This is a genomic window from Pseudomonas sp. SAS7 (assembly GCF_052112345.1).
Classification (GTDB): Bacteria; Pseudomonadota; Gammaproteobacteria; order Pseudomonadales; family Pseudomonadaceae; genus Aquipseudomonas; species Aquipseudomonas putida_Q.
On sequence record NZ_JBEGGO010000018.1, the window covers coordinates 117,104 to 139,156 of the forward strand.

The 22,053-nt window shown below is 62.2% G+C and carries 19 protein-coding genes and 1 tRNA gene; 9 read left to right on the plus strand and 11 right to left on the minus strand.

Annotated features, from left to right (window positions below; genetic code table 11):
• The first annotated feature begins 58 nt into the window (after window positions 1–58).
• The 5 genes from ABI582_RS24495 to ABI582_RS24515 all read left to right on the plus strand — a co-directional run bounded on the left by ABI582_RS24495 (window position 59) and on the right by ABI582_RS24515 (window position 3,713).
• Window positions 59–448 (plus strand): helix-turn-helix domain-containing protein, encoded by a 390-nt coding sequence (locus ABI582_RS24495; protein WP_049276675.1) that lies wholly within the window; start codon window positions 59–61, stop codon window positions 446–448.
• 63 nt (window positions 449–511) lie between these two features.
• Window positions 512–1,150: a response regulator transcription factor GacA gene (gene gacA, locus ABI582_RS24500; RefSeq protein WP_023047491.1), complete on the plus strand. Its 639-nt coding sequence runs from the start codon at window positions 512–514 to the stop codon at window positions 1,148–1,150.
• A gap of 6 nt (window positions 1,151–1,156) precedes the next feature.
• Window positions 1,157–2,980 (plus strand): excinuclease ABC subunit UvrC, encoded by a 1,824-nt coding sequence (gene uvrC, locus ABI582_RS24505; RefSeq protein WP_197863323.1) that lies wholly within the window; start codon window positions 1,157–1,159, stop codon window positions 2,978–2,980.
• Window positions 2,981–3,013: 33 nt separating this feature from the next.
• Entirely contained in the window at window positions 3,014–3,574 is a 561-nt protein-coding gene (pgsA, locus tag ABI582_RS24510; RefSeq protein WP_016498771.1) for a CDP-diacylglycerol--glycerol-3-phosphate 3-phosphatidyltransferase, read from the plus strand.
• A 63-nt stretch (window positions 3,575–3,637) separates the two neighbouring features.
• Window positions 3,638–3,713 (plus strand) — tRNA-Gly (locus ABI582_RS24515).
• A 271-nt stretch (window positions 3,714–3,984) separates the two neighbouring features.
• Here ABI582_RS24515 and ABI582_RS24520 read toward each other — a convergent pair.
• The 5 genes from ABI582_RS24520 to ABI582_RS24540 form a co-directional block, all read right to left on the minus strand.
• Window positions 3,985–5,331: an OprD family porin gene (locus tag ABI582_RS24520; RefSeq protein WP_442120541.1), complete on the minus strand. Its 1,347-nt coding sequence runs from the start codon at window positions 5,329–5,331 to the stop codon at window positions 3,985–3,987.
• 186 nt (window positions 5,332–5,517) lie between these two features.
• Window positions 5,518–6,534, minus strand: coding sequence for a histone deacetylase family protein (locus ABI582_RS24525; protein ID WP_442120542.1), 1,017 nt, complete (start codon window positions 6,532–6,534; stop codon window positions 5,518–5,520).
• A gap of 26 nt (window positions 6,535–6,560) precedes the next feature.
• Entirely contained in the window at window positions 6,561–7,493 is a 933-nt protein-coding gene (locus ABI582_RS24530) for a 2-hydroxyacid dehydrogenase (protein WP_442120543.1), read from the minus strand.
• Between the two features lies 1 nt (window position 7,494).
• Entirely contained in the window at window positions 7,495–8,250 is a 756-nt protein-coding gene (locus ABI582_RS24535) for a class II aldolase/adducin family protein (RefSeq protein WP_442120544.1), read from the minus strand.
• Entirely contained in the window at window positions 8,250–9,560 is a 1,311-nt protein-coding gene (locus ABI582_RS24540) for an MFS transporter (protein WP_442120545.1), read from the minus strand. The genes ABI582_RS24535 and ABI582_RS24540 overlap by 1 nt, the downstream gene beginning before the upstream one ends.
• A 155-nt stretch (window positions 9,561–9,715) precedes the next feature.
• Here ABI582_RS24540 and ABI582_RS24545 point away from each other — a divergent pair, with 155 nt between their 5' ends.
• Both ABI582_RS24545 and ABI582_RS24550 read left to right on the plus strand, forming a co-directional pair.
• Window positions 9,716–10,693 (plus strand): LysR family transcriptional regulator, encoded by a 978-nt coding sequence (locus ABI582_RS24545; protein ID WP_442120546.1) that lies wholly within the window; start codon window positions 9,716–9,718, stop codon window positions 10,691–10,693.
• A gap of 366 nt (window positions 10,694–11,059) precedes the next feature.
• Window positions 11,060–11,266 carry a hypothetical protein gene (locus ABI582_RS24550; protein WP_241799429.1) on the plus strand — a complete coding sequence of 69 codons (207 nt, stop codon included), beginning with the start codon at window positions 11,060–11,062 and terminating at the stop codon, window positions 11,264–11,266.
• Window positions 11,267–12,064: 798 nt separating this feature from the next.
• Here the strand turns inward: ABI582_RS24550 and ABI582_RS24555 are convergent.
• Both ABI582_RS24555 and ABI582_RS24560 read right to left on the minus strand, forming a co-directional pair.
• Entirely contained in the window at window positions 12,065–12,580 is a 516-nt protein-coding gene (locus ABI582_RS24555) for a DUF4880 domain-containing protein (RefSeq protein ID WP_442120547.1), read from the minus strand.
• Window positions 12,581–13,014: 434 nt separating this feature from the next.
• A complete protein-coding gene (locus tag ABI582_RS24560) occupies window positions 13,015–13,326 on the minus strand; it encodes a DUF6124 family protein (RefSeq protein ID WP_442120548.1) in 312 nt (103 codons plus the stop codon).
• 88 nt (window positions 13,327–13,414) lie between these two features.
• On the opposite strand from ABI582_RS24560, the gene ABI582_RS24565 reads away from it, so the two are divergent.
• Window positions 13,415–14,122 (plus strand): LexA family transcriptional regulator, encoded by a 708-nt coding sequence (locus ABI582_RS24565; protein ID WP_033692800.1) that lies wholly within the window; start codon window positions 13,415–13,417, stop codon window positions 14,120–14,122.
• A 336-nt stretch (window positions 14,123–14,458) separates the two neighbouring features.
• On the opposite strand, the gene ABI582_RS24570 is transcribed toward ABI582_RS24565, so the two are convergent.
• Genes ABI582_RS24570 through ABI582_RS24585 form a run of 4 tightly spaced genes read right to left on the minus strand, consistent with a single transcriptional unit; the run spans window position 14,459 to window position 20,017 of the window.
• Window positions 14,459–16,411, minus strand: coding sequence for an acetyl/propionyl/methylcrotonyl-CoA carboxylase subunit alpha (locus ABI582_RS24570; RefSeq protein ID WP_442120549.1), 1,953 nt, complete (start codon window positions 16,409–16,411; stop codon window positions 14,459–14,461).
• Window positions 16,408–17,223 carry a gamma-carboxygeranoyl-CoA hydratase gene (locus ABI582_RS24575; RefSeq protein ID WP_442120550.1) on the minus strand — a complete coding sequence of 272 codons (816 nt, stop codon included), beginning with the start codon at window positions 17,221–17,223 and terminating at the stop codon, window positions 16,408–16,410. The genes ABI582_RS24570 and ABI582_RS24575 overlap by 4 nt, the downstream gene beginning before the upstream one ends.
• A 3-nt stretch (window positions 17,224–17,226) precedes the next feature.
• Window positions 17,227–18,834 carry a carboxyl transferase domain-containing protein gene (locus ABI582_RS24580; protein ID WP_132841863.1) on the minus strand — a complete coding sequence of 536 codons (1,608 nt, stop codon included), beginning with the start codon at window positions 18,832–18,834 and terminating at the stop codon, window positions 17,227–17,229.
• 19 nt (window positions 18,835–18,853) lie between these two features.
• Window positions 18,854–20,017 (minus strand): isovaleryl-CoA dehydrogenase, encoded by a 1,164-nt coding sequence (locus ABI582_RS24585; protein ID WP_442120551.1) that lies wholly within the window; start codon window positions 20,015–20,017, stop codon window positions 18,854–18,856.
• Window positions 20,018–20,337: 320 nt separating this feature from the next.
• Between ABI582_RS24585 and ABI582_RS24590 the strand changes: the two genes are divergently transcribed.
• The gene (locus tag ABI582_RS24590; protein ID WP_442120552.1) at window positions 20,338–22,020 is read left to right on the plus strand and encodes an AMP-binding protein; all 1,683 of its coding nucleotides are present in this window, start codon (window positions 20,338–20,340) and stop codon (window positions 22,018–22,020) included.
• The last annotated feature ends 33 nt before the right edge of the window (window positions 22,021–22,053 follow it).

The following is a 22,053-nucleotide window of genomic DNA, read 5'->3' on the forward strand; positions in this document are numbered from 1 at the left end:
CGCCCGCAGACGGGGCGGTTAGGAATGAGCGTGATCAGGGGATAAGGAGAAGCCCACAATGAACGGGATTGGTCCGCGACTGCGGGAAGAGCGTGAGCGCCTGGGCATGACCCAGCGCGTGTTTGGCGATATCGGTGGGGTCGAGCCCAATGCCCAGGGCAAGTACGAAAGCGGCGAGCGCACGCCACGGGTCGATTACCTGGCAGCCCTCGCGGTCAGGGGGGTGGATGCACTGTACGTGCTTAGCGGCATCCGCACGCCGGCCCCGCTGGAGGGCCTGAGCACGGATGAGTCGGGGCTGCTGGGCGCCTTCCGGCAATTGCCGATCGACGACCAGGCGGCCATCTGGCACCTGCTGGGCCGCTTGAGCAGCGACAGAAAGCCCCGGCAAACAGTGAGGCCTGTCACTGTTGAGCGTCAGGCGTTTCTTACAGAAGCAATGCGTTAGACCCGCTTGGAAAAATTTTGTTAAGGTGGCGGGATCCAATCGCCCTGCTGACGAGGTGTGTGCTTGATTAGGGTCTTAGTGGTCGATGATCACGATCTGGTACGAACCGGTATTACCCGCATGCTGGCCGACATCGATGGCCTGCAAGTGGTGGGTGAGGGTGACTCGGGCGAATCCGCGCTCAAGCTGGCCCGTGAGCTGAAGCCTGACGTGGTGCTGATGGACGTGAAAATGCCCGGCATCGGCGGCCTTGAGGCCACCCGCAAACTGCTGCGCAGCCACCCGGACATCAAGGTAGTGGCCGTGACCGTGTGCGAGGAAGACCCGTTCCCCACCCGCCTGTTGCAAGCCGGTGCCGCCGGTTACCTGACCAAGGGCGCAGGCCTTGACGAAATGGTCCAGGCCATCCGCCTGGCATTTGCCGGCCAGCGCTACATCAGCCCGCAGATCGCCCAGCAGCTGGCGCTGAAGCCGTTCCAGCCGCAGGGGTCACCGTTCGACACATTGTCGGAGCGGGAAATCCAGATTGCCCTGATGATCGTCGGCTGCCAAAAAGTGCAGATCATCTCTGACAAGTTGTGCCTCTCGCCCAAGACCGTCAATACTTACCGTTATCGGATCTTTGAAAAACTCTCGGTCACCAGCGACGTCGAACTGACCTTGCTGGCCGTTCGCCACGGTATGGTCGACGCAAGCCTGTAAAACCTCATGTCCCAAGCTTTTGATGCCAGCGCATTCCTGGCGACCTGCAGTGGTCGCCCGGGCGTTTACCGAATGTTCGACGCCGAAGCCCGGCTGCTTTACGTGGGCAAGGCCAAGAACCTCAAAAAACGCCTGGCCAGCTATTTCCGCAAAACCGGCCTGGCGCCCAAGACCGCCGCGCTGGTAGCCCGTATCGCTCAGGTTGAAACCACCATCACCGCCAACGAAACCGAGGCGTTGCTGCTGGAGCAGAACCTGATCAAGGAATGGCGGCCGCCGTACAACATCCTGCTGCGCGACGATAAATCCTACCCTTACGTGTTCCTGTCCGACGGCGAGTTTCCGCGGTTGGGCATTCACCGTGGGGCGAAGAAGGCCAAGGGCCGCTACTTTGGCCCATACCCCAGCGCCGGGGCTATCCGCGAAAGCCTCAGCCTGCTGCAAAAGGCCTTTTCGGTACGCCAGTGCGAAGACAGTTACTACGCCAACCGCACCCGGCCATGCCTGCAATACCAGATCAAACGCTGCAAAGGGCCCTGCACCGACCTGGTCACCGCCGAGGAATACGCCGACGACGTGCGCCATTCGGTGATGTTCCTTGAAGGCCGTAGCCAGCAATTGGGCAACGAGCTGAATGCCGAGATGGAGAAGGCCGCCATGGCCCTCAATTTCGAAAAAGCTGCCGAGCTGCGCGACCAGATCGCCCTTTTGCGCCGCGTGCAGGACCAGCAGTACATCGAGGGCGGCAGCGGCGACGTCGATGTCATCGCCGCCTTCGTCAACCCGGGTGGTGCCTGCGTGCACCTGATCAGCGTGCGCGGCGGCAGGGTGCTGGGCAGCAAGAACTTCTTCCCACAGGTGGGCATCGAGGAGGAGGTGGCCGAGGTCATGGCCGCATTCCTCTCCCAGTACTACCTGGGCAATGCCGAACGCGAACTGCCCAGCGAGTTGATCGTCAACGTTGTTCACGAAGACTTCGACGCCATCACCGAAGCACTGCACACGCTGCGGGGCCGCGAGCTGACCATCAGCCACCGGGTACGCGGCACGCGCGCCCGCTGGCAGCAGCTGGCAGTGACCAATGCCGAGCAGGCGCTGAATGCCCGCCTGGCAAACCGCCAGCACATGGCTGCACGCTTCGAGGCCTTGGCCGAAGTGCTGGGCCTGGACGAAGTGCCGCAGCGCCTGGAGTGCTACGACATCAGCCATTCCAGTGGCGAAGCCACCGTGGCCAGCTGCGTGGTATTCGGCCCAGAAGGCGCGCTGAAGTCCGACTATCGCCGCTTCAACATCGAAGGCGTCACGGCCGGCGATGACTACGCCGCCATGCACCAGGCCCTGACCCGCCGTTACGGGCGCATCAAGGACGGTGAGGGCAAGCTGCCCGACGTGTTGCTGGTGGACGGCGGCAAGGGCCAGCTGAACATGGCCCGCGACGTGATGCAGGAACTGGGCTTCACCGACCTGACCTTGCTCGGTGTAGCCAAGGGCGTAACCCGCAAGGCCGGTTTCGAAACCCTGTACCTGAACGACGTGCACCACGAGTTCACGCTGAAAGGTGATTCACCGGCCCTGCACCTGATCCAGCAAATCCGCGACGAAGCCCACCGTTTCGCCATTACCGGCCACCGCGCTCGCCGCGGCAAGGCCCGCAGGGTGTCCAGCCTGGAGGATGTGGCCGGGGTAGGGCCCAAACGCCGGCGCGACCTGCTGAAACATTTCGGCGGCCTGCAGGAGCTCAACCGCGCCAGTGTCGATGAAATCGCCAAAGCCCCCGGCATCAGTAAAAAGCTTGCCGAGTCGATTTATGCCAGCCTGCATAGCGAGTAGAATGCCGGGCTCAACTTGCAGCCAGTCGTACCGATGAATATTCCAAACCTGCTCACCGTTCTACGCGTCCTGCTCATTCCGTGCTTCATTCTGCTGTTCTACATGCCCTATCACTGGAGCTACATGGCAGCCAGCAGCGTGTTTGCCGTTGCCGCCGCCACCGACTGGCTGGACGGCTACCTGGCGCGTCGCCTGCAGCAGAGCACGCCGTTTGGTGCGTTCCTGGACCCGGTGGCCGACAAGCTGATGGTGGCGGTGGCGTTGGTGCTGCTGGTGCAGACCCACGCCAACTTCTGGCTGACCCTGCCGGCGGCGGTCATCATCGGCCGCGAAATCGTGGTGTCGGCCCTGCGCGAGTGGATGGCCGAGCTAGGGGCGCGGGCGCATGTGGCGGTGTCCAATCTTGGCAAGTGGAAGACCGCGGCGCAGATGCTGGCGCTAGTGATCCTGCTGGCCAACCCGCCAGCGGTAACGTTCTGGGTGATTCTGGGCTACGGGCTGCTGCTGGTGGCGGCGGGGCTGACGCTGTGGTCGATGGTGCACTACCTGCTGGCCGCCTGGCCGCACTTGCGCGAAGGCTCCGAGCAGAAATAAACTTTTTTTGAATCAAGGGGTTGACGCTGTTTTAGAAATCGCTAGAATGGCACCCATCACGACGCGGGAATAGCTCAGTTGGTAGAGCACGACCTTGCCAAGGTCGGGGTCGCGAGTTCGAGTCTCGTTTCCCGCTCCAAATTCGATCCTCAGTGCGTCGCTGGGATCAAGAAAGAAGAGGCCATAGGGCCTCTTTTTTTATGCCTGCATTTTATTGATGTTCTCCTTTCTCAAGGCAAACACAAGCCCTGTAGCAGCAGCTTTGTGCTGCGAAGAGGTCATTGCAGCCGAAGATAATCTTCAGCCTTACCGGCCTCTTCGCAGCACAAGGCTGTTCCTACAGGTTGATGCGTTGGCCTGAGTGATGGTGCAAGACCGTTGCTCCGATAGCCCCGCGCAGGGTTGCCGGGCTATTTCAGAAAGTTCAGGTCCAGTGGGTAGTCCAGAATGATCCGGGTCTGGTCCAGGTCATTGGCGATTGCGCCGTAGTCGCCGCCCGTGCGCATCGACGCATGCAGCACCCGCACGGACAGGTTTTTCGCAGGCCCTGACTGCACCACGTATTTCACCCACAAGTCCCGTTCCCATTGCGACCCGTCGCGCACCGCCTGGAACCGTGAATAAGCTCCGCCGGCATCGCGGCCATCAATATCGCTACCGCGTATATAGCGCGCCGTGAAGCTCAGCCCAGGGACGCCAAAGACGGCAGCGTCCAGGTCGTAACGTGCGCTCCAGGCCCTTTCGTTGGGGCTGTTGAAGTCGCTGCCTTGTGAGGCCGCATCCAGTTCGATGTCGAAACTGTTCCATACATAGTCGAAAGGCTGGTCACCATCGATGCGGGTATAGGCAACTTCGAACTTGTGCCCGCCCCGTGCGTAGCCCACCCGGGCACTCCAGGCGTCGTTGCGAATTTCGCCAAGCAGCGAGGTGCCGGTGTCGCGGGTGCGGTAGTAATTGGCGCCGGTATTGAACACGCCACCCACCTTCAACGGCACCCGGTATTCGATGGATGCAAATTGCTGGTTCCAGATATTGTCCAGTTCGGACCCAAACAGCTTGACCTTCACGTTGTCGAGGCCGGTGTAGATACCGCCGTAATAACTGACAAAGTCACTGTCGGCCTGGCGACCACCGTAAGCGGTACCCAGCTTGCCGCCGTGATTGCTGGCTGCCCGGTCGCTGCTGGAGGTGAAGCGCCCTGCATTGAGGGCCAGCCCGGCGAAGGTATGATCGGTGACGTTCCAGCCTCGCAGCGTTTGCGGCAGCAGGCGGATATCACCGTATTTGAGTACGGGTGAATCAGGGAAGAGGTCGCCATAGGCCAGTTCAGTGCTGCCAACCCGCATCTTTACCGCGCCACCGGCCTTGGAGTACTCATGCTTGGGGTCGCCCTGGTTGTCGCGCGCGACGATGCCGCCATTGCCGACACCGTCGCCCACCCGGCCCTTGCCACCGTCGAGCTTTATTGCGCCCATGTAATGCAAGTCGAGGCCGAACCCTACCAGCCCTTGGGTATAGCCGGAATTGAACTTGGCCAGCACACCTTGCGCCCATTCCTGGCGATAACTTTGCCGCTCACCGGCCGGGTTGAGGTAGCTGCCGTTGCGGTTGTCGGCGTTCCAGTAGAAGTTTCGCAAGCCGACCGTGGTGGTACTGTCTTCAATAAAACCAGGGTCCGATTCAGCCGCGCAGGCAATCGAGCCAAACAGACAGGCACTCGCGCCTGCCATCCCCAAGGTGAAAGTTTTAAGCGACATGAACACTTCCTTATTGCCAGATTCAAGAACGGCAGCGTGAAGATTTATTGTTATTGCCCCTGCGTCTGCGGCGGGCAGCCGGGGGCTGATCGCTAACTTGCGGGTGCGGCAAGTTGCGCTCTTTATTGTTGTATTGCTCGGTAGGCCGGGTTGCCTAAGGCAACCCGGAGCACATCGGGTTTTGCCTCAGGCAGTCATGCCGGCAAAGAAGCGCGAGGCATTTTCGTCCAGGGTTGCAATGTCGTAGCCACCTTCCTGGACCACCACGCAAGGCAGGCCCAGCGCCTTGATCCGCTGCCCGAGCAGGCGGAACCCTTCATGGCTGACGTGTACTTTGGACTGCGGGTCGTTTTCGTAGATGTCAAAGCCCAGCGACAGCACCAGTACGTCCGGAGCGAAGGCGCGCAGCGCGGTTGCCGCCTGGTCCATGCAGGCAAAGAAATCCGATTCGCTGGCGCCATGGGCCATGGGCAGGTTCAGGTTGAAGCCAGCCCCCGCACCAGCGCCGGTCTCATCATCGAAGCCGGCGACCACCGGGTAGAAGTTGGTCGGGTCGCCATGAATCGACACGTACAACACATCGTCCCGCTCATAGAAGATTTCCTGGATGCCTTGGCCGTGGTGCATGTCGGTGTCGAGCACGGCCACTTTGCCGAACTTGCCACGCAGCACCTGGGCGGCGATTGCGGCGTTGTTCAGGAAGCAGAACCCACCTGCCGCTTCAGCGCGGGCATGGTGCCCTGGTGGCCGGCACAGGGCATAAGCGGCCTGATCGCCTTCGATTACCGCATGTGCCGCGGCCACCGCGCTTTGCGCAGACCAGTAGGCGGCCTGCCAGGTGTGCTCACCGATCGGGCAGCTGCCATCGGCCAGGTAGCGGGCCGTCTTGCCGAGGATGCCGCGCAAGGGGTTGCCTTCACGGATGTAAATGTTGGACATCACCTCATCGCCCCAGTCTTCCGGCACTTCATGCCACTGCTGGTAGGCGCTGCCCAGGTAGTCCAGGTATGCCTGGCCATGCACGGCCGCCAGCGGGGCCAGGCCGTGGTCGGCGGGTTCGAAAAGCGGGTAACCGAGCTTTTCGACTACTGCCAGTAGCGGGTCGATGCGTGCCGGCACTTCCTGCGGTTGGCGCATCTGCCCACGCGACAGGTAGGAGCGGGGGTGGTGCAGGCGTTGGGCAGGATGGAAAAACGTTTTCATGAATCACCTCTTGGTAACGCGTGCGGTCAATAACCCAGTTCGGGATCGACCAGATTGTTCAGTGCCAGCCCGGCGCTCAGGCGCGACACGTTGTCGGCCACTTGCCGGGCGATGCACAGATCGGAAGCGGCAGAGGCCATGTGCGGTGTCACCCACACCCCGGGCGTGTGCCACAGCGGCGAATCGGCAGGCAACGGCTCCTGTTCGAACACATCGAGCAAGGCACCGCGCAGCTGCCCGCTGGCCAGCGCCTGGCGCAGGTCCTCCGGGTTGAGGTGCTGGCCACGACCACAGTTGATCAGGGCGCTGCCTTTGGCCATGTGCCGGAATACGGCATGGTTCAGTACGCCATGTGTGCTGGCGGTGAGGGGCAGCAGGTTGACCAGCACATCCAGCCCGGTGAGGAAGTCATGCAGCGAACCTGCGCCTTCAAAGGTTGTTACGCCATTGAGCTGGCGCGGCGTGCGGGCCCAGCCGCGCACGTCATAACCCGCCGCCGCCAGCCGCTGCGCCACCGGTGCGCCAATCGCGCCCAGGCCCATCACGCCAACCCGGAAATCCCCCGCCTTGCGCTGCGCCGGGCGCTGCCAGTGCTGGCTGGCATTGCCGGCGATCACCCGGTCGAAGCCCCGGTGAAAGTGCAGCACGCCCCAATGCACGTACTCGCTCATGCCCTGGGTGTGGTCAGGGTCGACCACCCGGCACACGGGCAGCGACGCATCGCGTGAGCTGTCCTGCGCCAGGTGATCGATGCCCGAGCCGATCGAGTGCACCAGGCGCAGGTTCGGCAAGCGGCGAAGGCTACCTTCGGGCGGGAACCAGCACACGGCCACTTCGGCGTGCTGCGCGCGAGCTTCGTCTGGACGCAGTACGTCGAGGTGTGGGGCGTGTTCGGCGAACAGGGCGGCCAGCCAGTCAGTCAGCGCCGGGTTCTGGCAAAGCAATACAAGGCTGGCCATGTCAGCTGCACCACTCGCTGCGCTGCTCGTCGATCAGGCTGAGCGCGGCCTGCCAAGCCATGTCGATGATGCCGTCGATGCCATCGCGCCCGAACTGGGCGGCGGTGTGCCGGCACACTTCCTCGCTGGGGATGTTCAGCGCTACGCCGGCAGACATCGCCTGAATCTGCGCCTGGCAAGCGCGCTCCAGGAAGTAGATCTCGTGGAAGGCTGCCGCCACGGTGCTACCTGCGGCCAGCAGCCCATGGTTGCGCAGGATCATGGCCTTGTGCGCACCAAGGTCGGCGACCAGCCGTTCGCGTTCTTCCAGTGACAGCGCGATGCCTTCGTAGGTGTGATACGCCAGGTTGCCGTAAAACTTCAGCGCGTGCTGGGTCAGCGGCAGCAGGCCGTCACGTTGCGCTGCCACCGCCATGCCTGCTGCCGTGTGGGTGTGGATGATGCAGTGCAGGTCCGGGCGCGCCTCGTGGATCGCCGAGTGGATGACGAAGCCGGCCGCATTGACCTTGCCGCCGTTGAAATGGCTGTCGACCACGTTGCCGTCCAGGTCGATCAGCACCAGGTCGCTGGCGCGCATCTTTTCGAACGCCACGCCGTAGCGGTTGATCAGAAAGTGCCGGTCGGGGCCCGGTACACGCAGGGTGATGTGCGTATCGATCAGGTCGGTCATGCGGTAGTAGGCGATCAGGCGGTACAGCGCAGCCAGCTCGCAGCGCGATTGCCACTCGGTGTCTGACATGTTGTGAGGCTTGCTCATCAGGCGATTCCTTGCGAAGTGGAGAGGGCGGCCGGCCTGGCGCTGGCGTTACGCAGGTGGGACAGCCCCAGCACGCCGGCCAGCGACATCAAGGCCAGCACGCTGAAGAACAGCGCCAGCGGTACCCATTGCCCGGCGAACTGGCCGGCAACGAAAGTGCCCAGCATCGGCGTGAGGCCACCGGTCAGGCCGCTGCCCAGCTGGTAGGCGATCGAAATGCCCGAGTAACGCACCCGGGCCGGGAAGGCTTCGGCCATGTAGCCGGCAATCACGGCATACAGGGCCGAGAGCATGACCACGGCCAAGGCGATGCCGGCGGTCATGTAGATCACATTGCCGGTTTGTACCAGCAGGAACATCGGGTACGGCACCACCATGCACAGTGCAGCCACCCATTTCAGGAAGCGCCCTTCGCCCAGGCGCTCGGCGAGCATGGCCGAGCAGGGCTGCGAGAGAAACTGCAGGATGGTGACCACGAACAGGCAGTCGAGGATGGTGGTCTTGGCGATGCCCTGGTACTGGGTGACGTAGGTGATCATGAACGTGTTGGTGAAGAAGAACCCGCCGGAGCCGATGGTCACGGCCAGGGCTGCGAAGACGATGTTGCGCCAGTGGTTGCGCAGCACTTCGCGCACCGGGTTGGCGCTGGTCTGGTCACTGTCCTTGACCTGGGCAAACTCTGGCGACTCCGGCACACCAAAGCGGATCAGCAGGCCGACGATCATCAGCAGCCCGCTCATCAGGAACGGAATGCGCCAGCCCCAGCTCATCAGGTCTTCCGTTTCCATTGCCGTGATGAAACGGAAGGCGATCAGCGCCAGCAGCAGGCCCGCCGGGCTGCCCCACTGGGCGAACGAGGCGAAGAACACCTTGCGGCCCTTGGGCGCATGCTCGCTGGCCATCAGCACCGCGCCGCCCCATTCGCCACCGACTGAAATACCCTGCAGCAGGCGCAGGAAGATCAGGCCGATGGGGGCCCAGATGCCGGCCTGTGCGTAGGTCGGCAGCAGGCCGATGCAGGTGGTGGCTACGCCCATCAGCACAATGGTCACCAGCAGCATTTTCTTGCGCCCCAGGCGGTCGCCCAGGTGGCCGAACACCATGCCGGCGAACGGCCGGGCGATAAAGCCCACGGCAAAGCTGCCGAACGCGGCCATGGTGCTGAGCATCGGGTTTTCGCTGGGGAAGAACAGCTGCCCGAGCACCAGGGCTGCGGCGAAGGCGTAGATGTAGAAATCGTAGAATTCGATGGTGGTGCCAATAAAGGCAGCCGCCGCGGCACGACGCGGGGTGGGGGTATTGCTCTTCATCTGAGGCTCCTGGGCGTCATTGTTATAGGCAGGAGAAGGAGAGCCCTGCACGGGCAGGGCAAAGGCACTCTGGCGGTGCGTTGCTAGATGTTGAGCCAAGTCCTATGCTAGGAAAAGCTTCTAATTTAAATACTCAAGTATAAGACCAACAAATAATGACGCCGACGACAGCGACCCTGGCAAGAGACCCGGAAGCCAAGCGTTTCCTCAACGACCGCCTCGACTGGAACCTGTTGCGGACCTTTCTGGTAATCGGCCAGGAGGGCAGCATCAGCCGGGCTGCGGCACGTCTGCACCTGAGCCAGCCGGCCGTCAGCCAGGCGTTGCGGCGTTTGGAGGAGCAACTGGACAGTGCCTTGGTGGTACGTCGTGGGCCACGCATCAACCTGTCACAGGCGGGGGAGGAGGTGATGCAGATCGCGGCCGAGCTGTACGGCACGGTCTCGCGCCTGGGGCCTGCGCTGGACAGCCCGGCCGAGACAGTGACGGGCAAGATCCGCCTGCTGAGCATCAGCCGTATCCAGTCCCGCGCCTACGATGACTTTCTTGCGCAATTTCACAGTGACTACCCCCAGGTGGAGCTGGAGATCGATGTGCTGCGCAGTTCGGATGTGGTCAGTGGCCTGTTGCAGAAGACCGCATCATTCGGTTTGAGCCTGTGTCGCACACCCCAGCCAAGGCTGGAGCAACGGGTGCTGCTCGAACAGCGCTACGCGTTTTTCTGTGGCAAGCGCCATCGTTTTTTTGGTCGCAAGAACCTGACCGTCGCGGACCTTCAAGGCGAGAACTTCGTAAGCTTCACCAGTGACCAGATGGGCGGTAACCTGTCGCCGCTTACGGTGTTTCGCGATCAGCAGGGCTTTACCGGGCGCATTGTCGCGTCGTCTCCGAGCCTGGATGAAATTCTTCGGCTGGTGGGGGCTGGTTATGGCATCGGCTGCCTGCCGGAGCACATTGTTGCGGCGGATGTGCAGGCCAACGAGCTCTGGCGTCTGCCGCCATGGGACGGGGTGATCGATGTGAACGTGTACCTGCTCTGGAACCGCGAGCAGAAGTTGACTCAGGCCGAGTCGATATTCTTGGAGCGGTTCCAGCAGATGCTCATGACCACAGACCCGGTCGAGCGGTTTTAATTGGCATACAGAGGCGTGCGGTAGATCGTTATGGTCCCGATTACACCGCTCCTAGAAAAGGTTCGCAAGCTAAATGGCAAAGTAGATGAGTTTGTTGGAAGCATCGAAGCTCTGCCCCCCTTGATTACGAGATGCAGCACTAATATGAAACATCCACTTCGCTACCTAGGATGATCAGGGGTCGCTAGCTGGATCACTGATCCTGCCACAACTAGGGATAGGGATTTGAACCCGCCGACGATCTCAATAGACCTCCCGAGGCCAGCAGAAACGGCTATTCTCGCCCTAGCGGATGTCCTGTATATTCTTTACACGCTAGGGCTTCCCTAAATTTGCCCTTAGAAATCTCGTATCTGGAGCATGCGCATGGATGACCAAGCCTCAACCACAGCCGACACCCTTGAGCTTTTGCATCTGAACCAAGTCGCCATCAGAGCAGCTCTGGAGGAGCTCTCGCTGTGGGTGAGCCATCGCGGCTCAGTCCACATACATGAGAACGTCATGGCTGCGCTAGCGACTCTTGATATCCATTCTGAGGCGATCTCAGCCGGGGTAGAACGCCTGCGGGCGTGAGCGATCCAAAGTATAGAGGTGGTCTAGCACATTGAGCCCATCAGTCATTGGTTCAAATTCACTCGCTTCGGGGGGGGCAAGACTTTTGGCGGGGGTTCGCCCGGATATCTTTCTAAGCAAGGTTCCGACGATCCGCGATAGTTATCAGAGCCGCAGACTGGTGTGCAATATGATATACCCGATTTGCACGTCGCAGCACTTGAAACTGCACCCGGAAGTCCAAATCCTAGAGGGCATAAAAGGTCACTTATGGGCGTGCGTAGGTGGCAGAGCACGTCGAATAGTTATCTGTTTTGAAGTGCGTGGGTTGAACCTTAAAGCACGCATTGGTAATTTAGCCAATGTCCTAAGTGTGAGCCGCTAAAATGCAATTATTACGTTGACGTTGGCACACTAGAGGCTCGCATTGGTTTGGCACTATCTGATCGATCCTCTGGTGCAACATTGGCTGTTGGTGAGGCCCGCTGAAAATCAGCTTGAGCAAACAGAAAGCCCGCATTTTTTGTTCGGTAACGAATAGACAGATGACAGCGCCTACTGTTGATTGCGTGACTGGATGCTCGAGAACTTCGAATGAAAGGCTTGACCCCAATATGCAACCAGCCCTGCAGTGCAGGGTTTAATCATACTGAGTGACGCGCCAAGTAGTGTATCTATGAGAAAGCCTCATCGGTAAGCCTCCCAAAGTTTTGCCTAATCCTCGGCAGAATTTAGCCGGATTCGGTTCAAAGATGTGATCGGGTTCGCGCGGCAGGCCATCGCCTGCACGGGCTTCGCTTCACAACTGAAGTGCGTAGCTCAGGCCCAGAAGCCAAGCAGCACCAACGCCGCCACGCCAAGCCCAACCGCAACCGAACAGCCGCCCAGCGACAGCGCCGCCCGGCCTTGCCGATACCAGCCGTCATGGCCAAGCTGCATAGCCGGTGCCAGCAGGCTGCGCCAGCGCAATTCTGTCTCGTGAAACGCCTGCAAGTTCGCTTGGTCCGCATCGAGCCAGCGACGAAAGTCGATCCGTTCGCAAGCTGTCACCTGTGGGCTTTGCAAGCGCACATACCATTGTCCGGCCACACTCGACAGTACATCACGGCGCGAGCGACCGGCCTGCAGCGCCTGGTCCATGTTCCGCTCGATGCTCGCCAGGGGCAGGTCCAGGCGGGCGGCGATGGTGGCGAAATCCAGTTGGTCGAGGCGGTTGAGCAGGAATACTTGCTGCACGCGGCGGGGCAGCCGCTTCAGGGCATGCAGCAGGGCGTGGTCAGCAGCGTGTTCGGCAACAGGCGTTGGGTGTTCAAGCGGCAGTAGCAGACGGGTCATGGACAGCTCCTTGCTTGAAAGGGGGAGGGGTGGGGGCATCTTCCTTGATGCGAGACCAGCGTAGGCGAAACGAGATTGATTCTCAAGTGCTGATTCCGCAAAGTTTTGTAATGAGCGTTCACGCCCTGAAACACCTTTGCTATCATGCGCGCCATCACGATCTTCATTAGCCTGAAGAGCAAAAAAAAAGACCCGGCAAAAAGCCGGGTCAAAAACCGTGATTAGCCTGATGAGGAGATAATCTGAGAGCGACCTAAGCTCCAGGTTATCCAGCAGATCTCGCGATCAGCTGAGTGCAATAATAATCGTTATCATTTGCCAGTCAAATGAATTTTCGCTAATTCGGTAAAAAAGTTTTACCGATGCGCTTCCTTGTCCCGGCAGTTGGGGCTTCTGCCGTTCGCGGCCATCACGTTCTCTCCCTCCTTTTTTACTCAGTAATCCGGATCTGCGGCGCGCTTGTGCTCCAGCAGGGCGCGGGCCATGTCCATCATGTGCATCAACGCGTAGGTCAGCTCGCGCTGGCTGCCGTGCTGGTGGCTAGCTGTTTCCTGCGCCGTTGCGGCGGCGCAGCGCAGCAGGGCAATGGCATGTTCCTGGGCCTGGTCGCCCGTGACGCTGTCGTGCAGGGTCCAGATCTTGTTGTCCAAGGTAGGGCGCTGCGGTTTGGGATTGAGGTAGTAGTCGAGGGCGCGGCGGGCGGCTTCGCTGTCGAGATCTGTTTCGTCGTTTTTCGGTGGTTTCATCCTGATACCTGCTAGAGCCAGTAGGGGAAGGGGTCCGACCGATAATAATACCTAGGGTATTTTCATGCCCTTTGATAAATAATACTGAATGTTTATTGAGCGGCTAAAGGCAGTCCGTATCGTGCCAGCGATGAATATGGATAAATGGATTGCCCTCGTCCGTGACCGGATGGAGGAGCTTGGGCTCACTCAAGAGCAGCTTGCCGAGCGCGTTGGCGTGTCTCAAGGCAGCGTAGGGCACTGGGTGAACAAGCGGCGTCAGCCGAAGATCGAGTCGATGAACCGCACGTTCGTCGAGATTGGCATGCCTCACTACAACGTCAGCCTGCAGCTGCGCATTCAGGGGCAGGTTGGCGAGGAGCGTGGCGTTTATCAGATGGATGACGCCGATGACGATCTCGACCTCATGCAATACATCGTGTGTTTCCGCTACCCAGTGTTGGCCTGGAGCGAGCTAGGTGTTGAAGAGCGTGAGGAGCCGGGTGTGTTCGAGCAGACGGACTACCTGGCCCAGGGCAAGGCTTTCTGGCTGACGGTTGAAAATGACGCGATGAGCGCTGTCAGTGGTCGGAGCGTGCCACAGGGCATGCGGATGCTGGTCGACCCGGGTGTGGAGGCTGAGGCTGGGCGGTTGGTCATCGCTCGTCAGCCGGGCAAACCGGCGATTTTCCGCGAGTTGGCCGAGGAAGGTGGGCAGCGTTATTTGAAGGCATTGAATGGCAACTACCCGGCGCTACTATGCGAAGAAGGTTGCGAGATCCTGGGAGTAGTCGTGCGGGTGCATGGGGCCTTCTAGATTGCCGGGGCTGCTGTGCAGCCCATCGCCGGCAAGCCAGGCTCCCACAAGTACGGTGCCGACCTCAAGCATTGCGCTGGCCCTGTGGGAGCGGGTTCACCCGCGAAAAATCCAACGCGGTGTATGGCACCGGCTTTGCCGGTGTTCGCGGCTAAAGCCGCTCCCACAGGTACAGCGTTGCGCTGAAGTTGGCGCATCACTTGTGGGAGCGGGCGCGCCCGCGAAGAATCCAACGCGGTGTATGGCACCGGCTTTGCCGGTGTTCGCGGGCATGCCCGCTCCCACAGTGATCGCGCAAACCTTCACAATCTGAGCAAGGCAGTTGCCCTGCTTTGCTCACTCAGCCAGTTCGACCAGCACAGTCCCTTCGCTGACCATATCCCCTTCCTGGCAGAACAACGCCTTCACTGTCCCACCCTGCGGCGCACGAATGCTGTGTTCCATCTTCATGGCCTCCAGCACTACCAGCGCCGTACCGGCTTCAACCACCTGCCCCGGCTCGACGAGCACCCGCACGATGCTGCCGTTCATGGGCGCGCCCAGGCCGCCTTGATGGCCATGGCTGGCCTCGGCTTCGGCAATCGGGTCGAAGGCCTGAATGGCGTGCATCTCGCCATCCCAGTGCAGGTACAGGGTGCCACCGCGGCGCATGGCCAAGTACTGGCGGCGCACACCTGCCTGATCGTGCACCAGTTGCTCACCCGCTAGCTGCCAGGTGGACGCAGCGCTGCGCTCCAGGGCAACCGCCTGGTCCTGCCCGGCGCTTACCAGATGCAGGCTGCTGCGTGCCGGCAGGCCCAAGCGCAGGCCGTTGCGCGCACCCCATGGCGAACTGCGGTCGTCATCGCGCTGATTCTCGGGCTGCCCCTGCAGCCAGGCTTCGGCTGCCGCTTCCCAGAAGCCCGCCGGCAGCGCATGGGGCGCCGGCAGCAACACATCCTGGTGGCGCGGAATGAAGCCGGTGTCCAGCTCTGCCGCGGCAAACGCAGGGTGGGCGAGAATGCGGCGCAGGAAGGCAATGTTGGTCTTAACTCCGCCAATGGCGAACTCGTCGAGCATGGCCAGCAAGCGCAGGCGTGCCTGTTCGCGGTTTTCACCCCAGGCAATCAGCTTGCCCAGCATCGGGTCGTAGAACGGCGACACCACGTCGCCTTCGCTGACCCCGCTGTCCACCCGCCGCCCTTCGCCAGGCGCCGACTCACGGTACAGCGCCAGCGTACCGGTAGCAGGCAAAAACTCGTTGGCCGGGTCTTCGGCATACAACCGCACTTCGATGGCATGGCCAATCAGCGGCACCTGCTCCTGGGTGATCGGCAGGGGCTCACCGCAGGCCACGCGAATCTGCCAGGCCACCAGGTCCAAGCCGGTGATGGCCTCGGTGACCGGGTGTTCCACCTGCAGGCGGGTGTTCATCTCCATGAAGAAGAACTCGCCACGGGCATCGAGCAAAAACTCCACGGTGCCGGCACCCACATAGCCGATAGCCTGGGCCGCACGCACCGCCGCTTCGCCCATGGCCCGGCGCAGTTCGGGCGACAGGCCGGGGGCAGGGGCCTCTTCGACCACTTTCTGGTGGCGGCGCTGAATCGAGCAGTCACGCTCGTTGAGGTACAGGCAGTTGCCGTGCTGGTCGGCAAACACCTGGATTTCCACATGGCGTGGCTTGAGCACGTATTTTTCCACCAGCATGCGCGCATCGCCGAAAGACGACTGCGCCTCACGCTGGGCCGAGGCCAGGGCGTCGGCCAGCTGGCTTTCTTTTTCGACCACTTTCATGCCCTTGCCGCCGCCGCCGGCGCTGGCTTTGAGCAGCACCGGGTAGCCGATGCGTTCGGCGGCGGCGCGGAAGGTGTCCAGGTCCTGGGCTTCGCCGTGGTAGCCCGGCACCAGCGGCACGCCAGCGGCGTCCATCAGCGCCTTGGCCGCCGACTTGCTGCCCATGGCGTCGATGGCGCTGGCAGGTGGGCCAAGGAAGATCAGCCCGGCCTGTTCGATAGCACGGGCGAAGCCAGCGTTCTCCGACAGAAAACCATAGCCCGGGTGAATAGCCTGGGCACCGCTGGCCTTGGCAGCGGCCAGCAGCTTGTCGACAAGCAGGTAGCTTTCGGCGGCCTTGGTGCCGCCCAGGTCAACGCGGATATCTGCTTCGCGGCTGTGCCGGGCGTCGCGGTCGGTTGCGCTGTGCACGGCGACAGTGGTCAGGCCCATGGCCTTGGCGGTGCGCATTATCCGGCAGGCGATTTCGCCACGGTTGGCGACCAGCAGGGTGGTCAAAGCGGGGCGGCTCATGGGCGCGGTTCCTTCTTGTCTTCGGTTTGCCAGGCGGGGCGGCGTTTTTCCAGGAAGGCGCGCAGGCCCTCCTGGCCTTCGGCGCTGACGCGGATGCGGGCAATGGTGTTCTCGCAGTAGCGGCGCAGCGCCGGGCTGAGTTCGCCGTCGTCCACTTCGCGCAGCAAGTCCTTGGTGGCGCGCAACGCTTGCGGGCTGTTCTGCAGCAGGTTGTTCACCCACGCTTCCACCTGGGCGTCCAGCTCACTGGCCGGGTACACCTCGGCCAGCAGGCCCAGCTCGCGGGCCCGTACGCCGCTGAAACGCTCGGCGGTGAGGGCATAGCGGCGCGCGGCGCGTTCACCAATGGCTTTGACCACAAACGGGCTGATGACCGCCGGGGCCAGGCCAATCCGTACTTCCGACAGGCAGAGCTGTGCGTCTTCGGCGCCGATGGCCATGTCACAGCAGCTGATCAGGCCCAGCGCGCCGCCAAAGGCTGCACCTTGCACCACGGCCAGGGTAGGCGCCTTGAGGCGGTGCAGGGCGTACATCAGCTCGCCCAGTTCGTGGGCGTCATCCAGGTTGGTGTTGAAGTCCAGCTGCGCCGACTGCTGCATCCAGGCCAGGTCGGCACCGGCGCTGAAGTGTCGGCCACGGCCGCGCAGCAGCACAAAGCGCAGGCTGGCGTCTTCGGCCAGGCGGTCGATGGCCACGATCAGCTCGCGGATCATCTGCGCGTTGAAGGCGTTGTTCTTGTCCTCGCGGCTCAGCCACAGGGTGGCGAAGCCGCGTGGGTCATGGATCACTTCAAGGGTGCTGAAATCGCTCATGGGTCACATCCGGAAAATGCCGAAGCGGCTCTGTTCGATCGGTGCGTTCAGCGCGGCAGACAACGCCAGGCCAAGCACGTCGCGGGTTTGTGCCGGGTCGATCACGCCGTCGTCCCACAGGCGGGCGCTGGAATAGTAGGGGTGGCCCTGGTGCTCGTACTGGTCGAGGATCGGTTGCTTGAGCCGGGCCTCGTCGTCGGCGCTGAAGGGCTGGCCGCTGCGCTCGCTTTGCTCGCGCTTGACCTGCGCCAGCACGCCAGCGGCCTGCTCGGCGCCCATTACGCCAATGCGTGCGTTGGGCCACATCCACAAAAAGCGCGGGTCGTAGGCGCGGCCGCACATGCCGTAGTTGCCGGCACCAAAGCTGCCACCGATGATCACCGTGAACTTCGGCACCTGGGCACAGGCCACGGCGGTGACCAGCTTGGCGCCGTGCTTGGCAATGCCGCCTTCTTCGTACTTCTTGCCCACCATGAAGCCGGTGATGTTCTGCAGGAACAGCAGCGGGATACCCCGCTGGCAGGCCAGCTCGATGAAGTGCGCGCCTTTTTGCGCGGCTTCGGCAAAGAGGATGCCGTTGTTGGCCAAAATCGCCACCGGGTAGCCGTGCAGGTGGGCGAAGCCGCACACCAGGGTGGTGCCGAACAGTGCCTTGAACTCATCGAATACCGAGCCATCGACCAGCCGCGCGATCACCTCGCGCACGTCGAACGGTTGCTTGGCATCCGCCGGTACCACCCCATACAGCTCGTCTGCGGCATACAGCGGCGCAACCGGTGCCAGGCGCTGCAGCTTGCCCAGCTTGTGCCAGTTGAGGTTGGCCACACTGCGCCGGGCGATGGCCAGGGCGTGCTCGTCGTTATCCGCATAGTGGTCGGCCACGCCGCTGGTGCGGCAATGCACATCGGCGCCACCCAGGTCTTCGGCGCTGACCACTTCACCGGTGGCGGCTTTTACCAGCGGCGGGCCGGCGAGGAAGATGGTTGCCTGCTGGCGCACCATGATCGCTTCGTCGGCCATGGCCGGTACGTAGGCGCCGCCAGCTGTGCACGAGCCCATCACCACGGCGATCTGGGGGATGCCCTGGGCGCTCATGTTGGCCTGGTTGAAGAAGATTCGCCCGAAATGCTCGCGGTCGGGGAACACTTCGTCCTGGCGCGGCAGGTTGGCGCCGCCCGAATCCACCAGGTAGATGCACGGCAGGCGGTTTTGCTGGGCGATGGTTTGCGCACGCAGGTGCTTCTTCACCGTCAGCGGGTAGTACGAACCGCCTTTGACCGTGGCGTCGTTGGCCACGATCATGCATTCCACGCCTTCGACGCGGCCGATGCCGGCGATCACGCCAGCGGCGGGCACGTCTTCGCCGTATACCTCATGGGCAGCCAGCTGGCCGATTTCGAGGAATGGCGAGCCCGGGTCCAGCAGGCGGTCGATGCGTTCGCGCGGCAGCAGCTTGCCACGCGAGGTGTGCCGCTCCTGGGCTTTGGGCCCGCCGCCCTGGGCCACCTGGGCGAGCAGGCCGCGCAGGGCCTGGACCTGTTCGAGCATGGCCGCGCTGTTGCCGGCGAACTCCGCCGAACGCGGGTTGATCTGGGTGTGCAAGGTAGCCATGTGCGCCCGTCCTTTATGCTCAGCGGGTTTCGTTGAACAGCTCGCGGCCAATCAGCATCCGGCGGATTTCGCTGGTGCCGGCACCGATTTCGTACAGCTTGGCATCGCGCAGCAGGCGGCCCGCCGGGAATTCGTTGATGTAGCCGTTGCCACCGAGAATCTGGATCGCCTCCAGGGCCATTTGCGTGGCGCGTTCGGCGGTGTACAGGATGACCCCGGCAGCGTCCTTGCGGGTGGTCTCGCCACGGTCGCAGGCCTGGGCCACGGCGTACAGGTAGGCGCGGCTGGCGTTCAGTTGGGTGTACATGTCGGCAATCTTGCCCTGGATCAGCTGGAACTCGCCGATGCTCTGGCCGAACTGCTTGCGGTCATGAATGTACGGCACCACCAGGTCCATGCAGCTTTGCATGATGCCGGTCGGGCCGCCGGACAGCACCACGCGCTCGTAGTCCAGGCCGCTCATCAGCACGCGCACGCCGCCGTTGAGCTGGCCGAGGATGTTTTCTTCCGGCACTTCGACGTCATCGAAGAACAGCTCGCAGGTGTTGGACCCGCGCATGCCCAGCTTGTCGAACTTGTTGCTGCGGCTGAAGCCTTTCCAGTCCCGCTCGACGATGAACGCGGTAATGCCGTGCGCACCCTTGTCCAGGTCGGTCTTGGCGTAGATCACGTAGGTGTTGGCGTCGGGCCCGTTGGTGATCCAGGTCTTGCTACCGTTCAGCACGTAATGGTCGCCGCGCTTTTCGGCGCGCAGTTTCATCGACACCACGTCGGAGCCGGCGTTGGGCTCGCTCATGGCCAGCGCGCCGATATGTTCACCGCTGATCAGCTTGGGCAGGTACTTGAGCTTCTGTTCATGGGTGCCGTTGCGGTTGATCTGGTTGACGCACAGGTTGGAGTGCGCGCCATAGGACAGTGCCACCGAGGCCGAGGCACGGCTGATTTCTTCCATCGACACCACGTGGGCCAGATAGCCCAGGCCGGCGCCGCCGTATTCTTCAGACACCGTGATGCCCAGCAGGCCCATGTCGCCGAACTTGCGCCACATGTCGGCGGGGAACAGGTTGTCGTGGTCGATTTGCGCGGCGCGGGGTGCCAGCTCGGCGGCCACGAACGTGCGCACCTGGTCGCGGAGCATGTCGATGGTTTCGCCCAGGGCGAAGTTCAGGGAGGGGTAATGCATGCTGGGGCACCTTCTTGTTCTTGAAATGGGGTTGTACCGTAGCTCAAGGGCTTTGCGCCGACCCTGTGGGAGCGGGTTTACCCGCGAATGCGTCAGCAGGGCCACCGTCATTGCCTGACTGGTCGCATTCGCGGGTGAACCCGCTCCCACAGGGTCGGTGCCGTGCCGATAAACCGGTGTCGTTCATCACCTTTACGTTAACGTAAACCTGCATGGGGTCACTGTCAATCCACTCATCACCTTTACGTAAACGTAAATCTGCGCCAGAGTATTCCCGCTTGCTTCAGTCGTGCCCAGAACAACCACAAGAAGGGACACCCATGAGTCAACCGAGCTATACCCGCGGTCGCCAGGACCAAGCCTTGCTGACCCAGACCATCGGCCAGGCCTTCGATGCCACGGTGGCCCGCTGTGCCAATGGCGAGGCGCTGGTGTCGCGCCACCAGGGCCTGCGCTACAGCTGGCTGCAGTTGGCCGAACAGGTCGAGGTGCATGCCCGCGCGCTTATGGCCCTGGGCGTGAACACCGGCGACCGTGTCGGCATCTGGGCGCCCAACTGCGCCCAGTGGTGCATTTTGCAGCTGGCCAGTGCCAAGGTCGGCGCCATCCTGGTCAACATCAACCCGGCCTACCGCGTGGGTGAGCTGGAATACGTGTTGCGTCAGTCAGGGTGCCGCTGGCTGGTGTGCGCCGATGCCTTCAAGACATCTGACTACCACGCCATGGTCCAGGAACTGGTGCCAGAATTGGCCTGCGCTACGCCAGGTGAACTGGTCAGTGAGCGCCTGCCGGACTTGCGCGGCGTGATCAGCCTGGCCGCCAACCCGCCTGCCGGCTTCCTGCCCTGGCACGCATTGGCCGAGCGGGCAGGGCAGACCTCGACCGATGCCTGCACTGCCCGCCAGCAAAGCCTGCAATTCGACCAGCCGGTGAACATCCAGTACACCTCCGGCACCACCGGGGCGCCCAAGGGGGCCACGCTCAGCCACTACAACATTCTCAATAATGGCTTCATGGTCGGCGAAAGCCTGGGCCTGACCGCAAACGACCGCATGGTGATACCGGTGCCGCTGTATCACTGCTTCGGCATGGTCATGGCCAACCTCGGCTGCATCACCCACGGCAGCACCATGATTTACCCCAACGACGCTTTCGACGCTGAGCTTACCCTGCGCGCCGTGGCCGAGGAGCGTGCCAGCATCCTGTACGGCGTGCCGACCATGTTCATTGCAATGCTCGACCACCCGGCCCGCCAAGGCATGGACCTGTCGACCCTGCGCAGCGGCATCATGGCCGGTGCCACCTGCCCGATCGAGGTGATGCGCCGGGTCATCGACCAGATGCACATGGCTGAAGTGCAGATCGCCTACGGCATGACCGAAACCAGCCCGGTGTCGCTGCAGACCGGCCCCGACGACGACCTGGAGCTGCGCGTGACCACCGTTGGCCGCACCCAGCCGCAGCTGGAAAACAAACTGGTGGACGCCGACGGCTGCATCGTCGCGCGCGGTCAGATTGGCGAGCTGTGCACCCGCGGCTACAGCGTGATGCTGGGTTACTGGGACAACCCCCAAGCCACGGCAGATGCCATCGACCCGGCCGGGTGGATGCATTCGGGCGACCTGGCGGTGATGGACGAGCATGGCCATGTGCGCATCGTCGGGCGCAACAAGGACATGATCATTCGCGGTGGCGAGAACATTTACCCACGTGAGCTCGAGGAGTTCTTCTATACTCACCCGGCGGTGGCCGATGCACAGGTGATCGGCATTCCGTGCAGCCGCTATGGCGAGGAGATCGTCGCCTGGATCAAGCTGCACCCAGGGCACAGCGCCACGGTCGAGGAACTGCAGGGCTGGTGCAAGGCACGCATCGCACACTTCAAGGTGCCGCGGCATATCCGCTTTGTTGACGAATACCCTATGACAGTGACGGGTAAGGTGCAGAAGTTCAGGATGCGGGAGATCAGTGTGGCGGAGATCACGGCGGTATCTGCGGGTTGATGTGTTGGGTCAACCGGCCCTTTCGCGGGTAAA

What these genes read in the sequence shown, in the direction of transcription:
- ABI582_RS24495 (WP_049276675.1), top strand. Translation starts at nt 59, where the DNA reads ATGAACGGGATTGGTCCGCGACTGCGGGAAGAGCGTGAGCGCCTGGGC.
- uvrC (WP_197863323.1), top strand. Translation starts at nt 1,157, where the DNA reads ATGTCCCAAGCTTTTGATGCCAGCGCATTCCTGGCGACCTGCAGTGGT.
- pgsA (WP_016498771.1), top strand. Translation starts at nt 3,014, where the DNA reads ATGAATATTCCAAACCTGCTCACCGTTCTACGCGTCCTGCTCATTCCG.
- ABI582_RS24520 (WP_442120541.1), bottom strand. Translation starts at nt 5,331, where the DNA reads ATGTCGCTTAAAACTTTCACCTTGGGGATGGCAGGCGCGAGTGCCTGT.
- ABI582_RS24525 (WP_442120542.1), bottom strand. Translation starts at nt 6,534, where the DNA reads ATGAAAACGTTTTTCCATCCTGCCCAACGCCTGCACCACCCCCGCTCC.
- ABI582_RS24530 (WP_442120543.1), bottom strand. Translation starts at nt 7,493, where the DNA reads ATGGCCAGCCTTGTATTGCTTTGCCAGAACCCGGCGCTGACTGACTGG.
- ABI582_RS24535 (WP_442120544.1), bottom strand. Translation starts at nt 8,250, where the DNA reads ATGAGCAAGCCTCACAACATGTCAGACACCGAGTGGCAATCGCGCTGC.
- ABI582_RS24540 (WP_442120545.1), bottom strand. Translation starts at nt 9,560, where the DNA reads ATGAAGAGCAATACCCCCACCCCGCGTCGTGCCGCGGCGGCTGCCTTT.
- ABI582_RS24545 (WP_442120546.1), top strand. Translation starts at nt 9,716, where the DNA reads ATGACGCCGACGACAGCGACCCTGGCAAGAGACCCGGAAGCCAAGCGT.
- ABI582_RS24550 (WP_241799429.1), top strand. Translation starts at nt 11,060, where the DNA reads ATGGATGACCAAGCCTCAACCACAGCCGACACCCTTGAGCTTTTGCAT.
- ABI582_RS24555 (WP_442120547.1), bottom strand. Translation starts at nt 12,580, where the DNA reads ATGACCCGTCTGCTACTGCCGCTTGAACACCCAACGCCTGTTGCCGAA.
- ABI582_RS24560 (WP_442120548.1), bottom strand. Translation starts at nt 13,326, where the DNA reads ATGAAACCACCGAAAAACGACGAAACAGATCTCGACAGCGAAGCCGCC.
- ABI582_RS24565 (WP_033692800.1), top strand. Translation starts at nt 13,415, where the DNA reads ATGTTTATTGAGCGGCTAAAGGCAGTCCGTATCGTGCCAGCGATGAAT.
- ABI582_RS24570 (WP_442120549.1), bottom strand. Translation starts at nt 16,411, where the DNA reads ATGAGCCGCCCCGCTTTGACCACCCTGCTGGTCGCCAACCGTGGCGAA.
- ABI582_RS24575 (WP_442120550.1), bottom strand. Translation starts at nt 17,223, where the DNA reads ATGAGCGATTTCAGCACCCTTGAAGTGATCCATGACCCACGCGGCTTC.
- ABI582_RS24580 (WP_132841863.1), bottom strand. Translation starts at nt 18,834, where the DNA reads ATGGCTACCTTGCACACCCAGATCAACCCGCGTTCGGCGGAGTTCGCC.
- ABI582_RS24585 (WP_442120551.1), bottom strand. Translation starts at nt 20,017, where the DNA reads ATGCATTACCCCTCCCTGAACTTCGCCCTGGGCGAAACCATCGACATG.
- ABI582_RS24590 (WP_442120552.1), top strand. Translation starts at nt 20,338, where the DNA reads ATGAGTCAACCGAGCTATACCCGCGGTCGCCAGGACCAAGCCTTGCTG.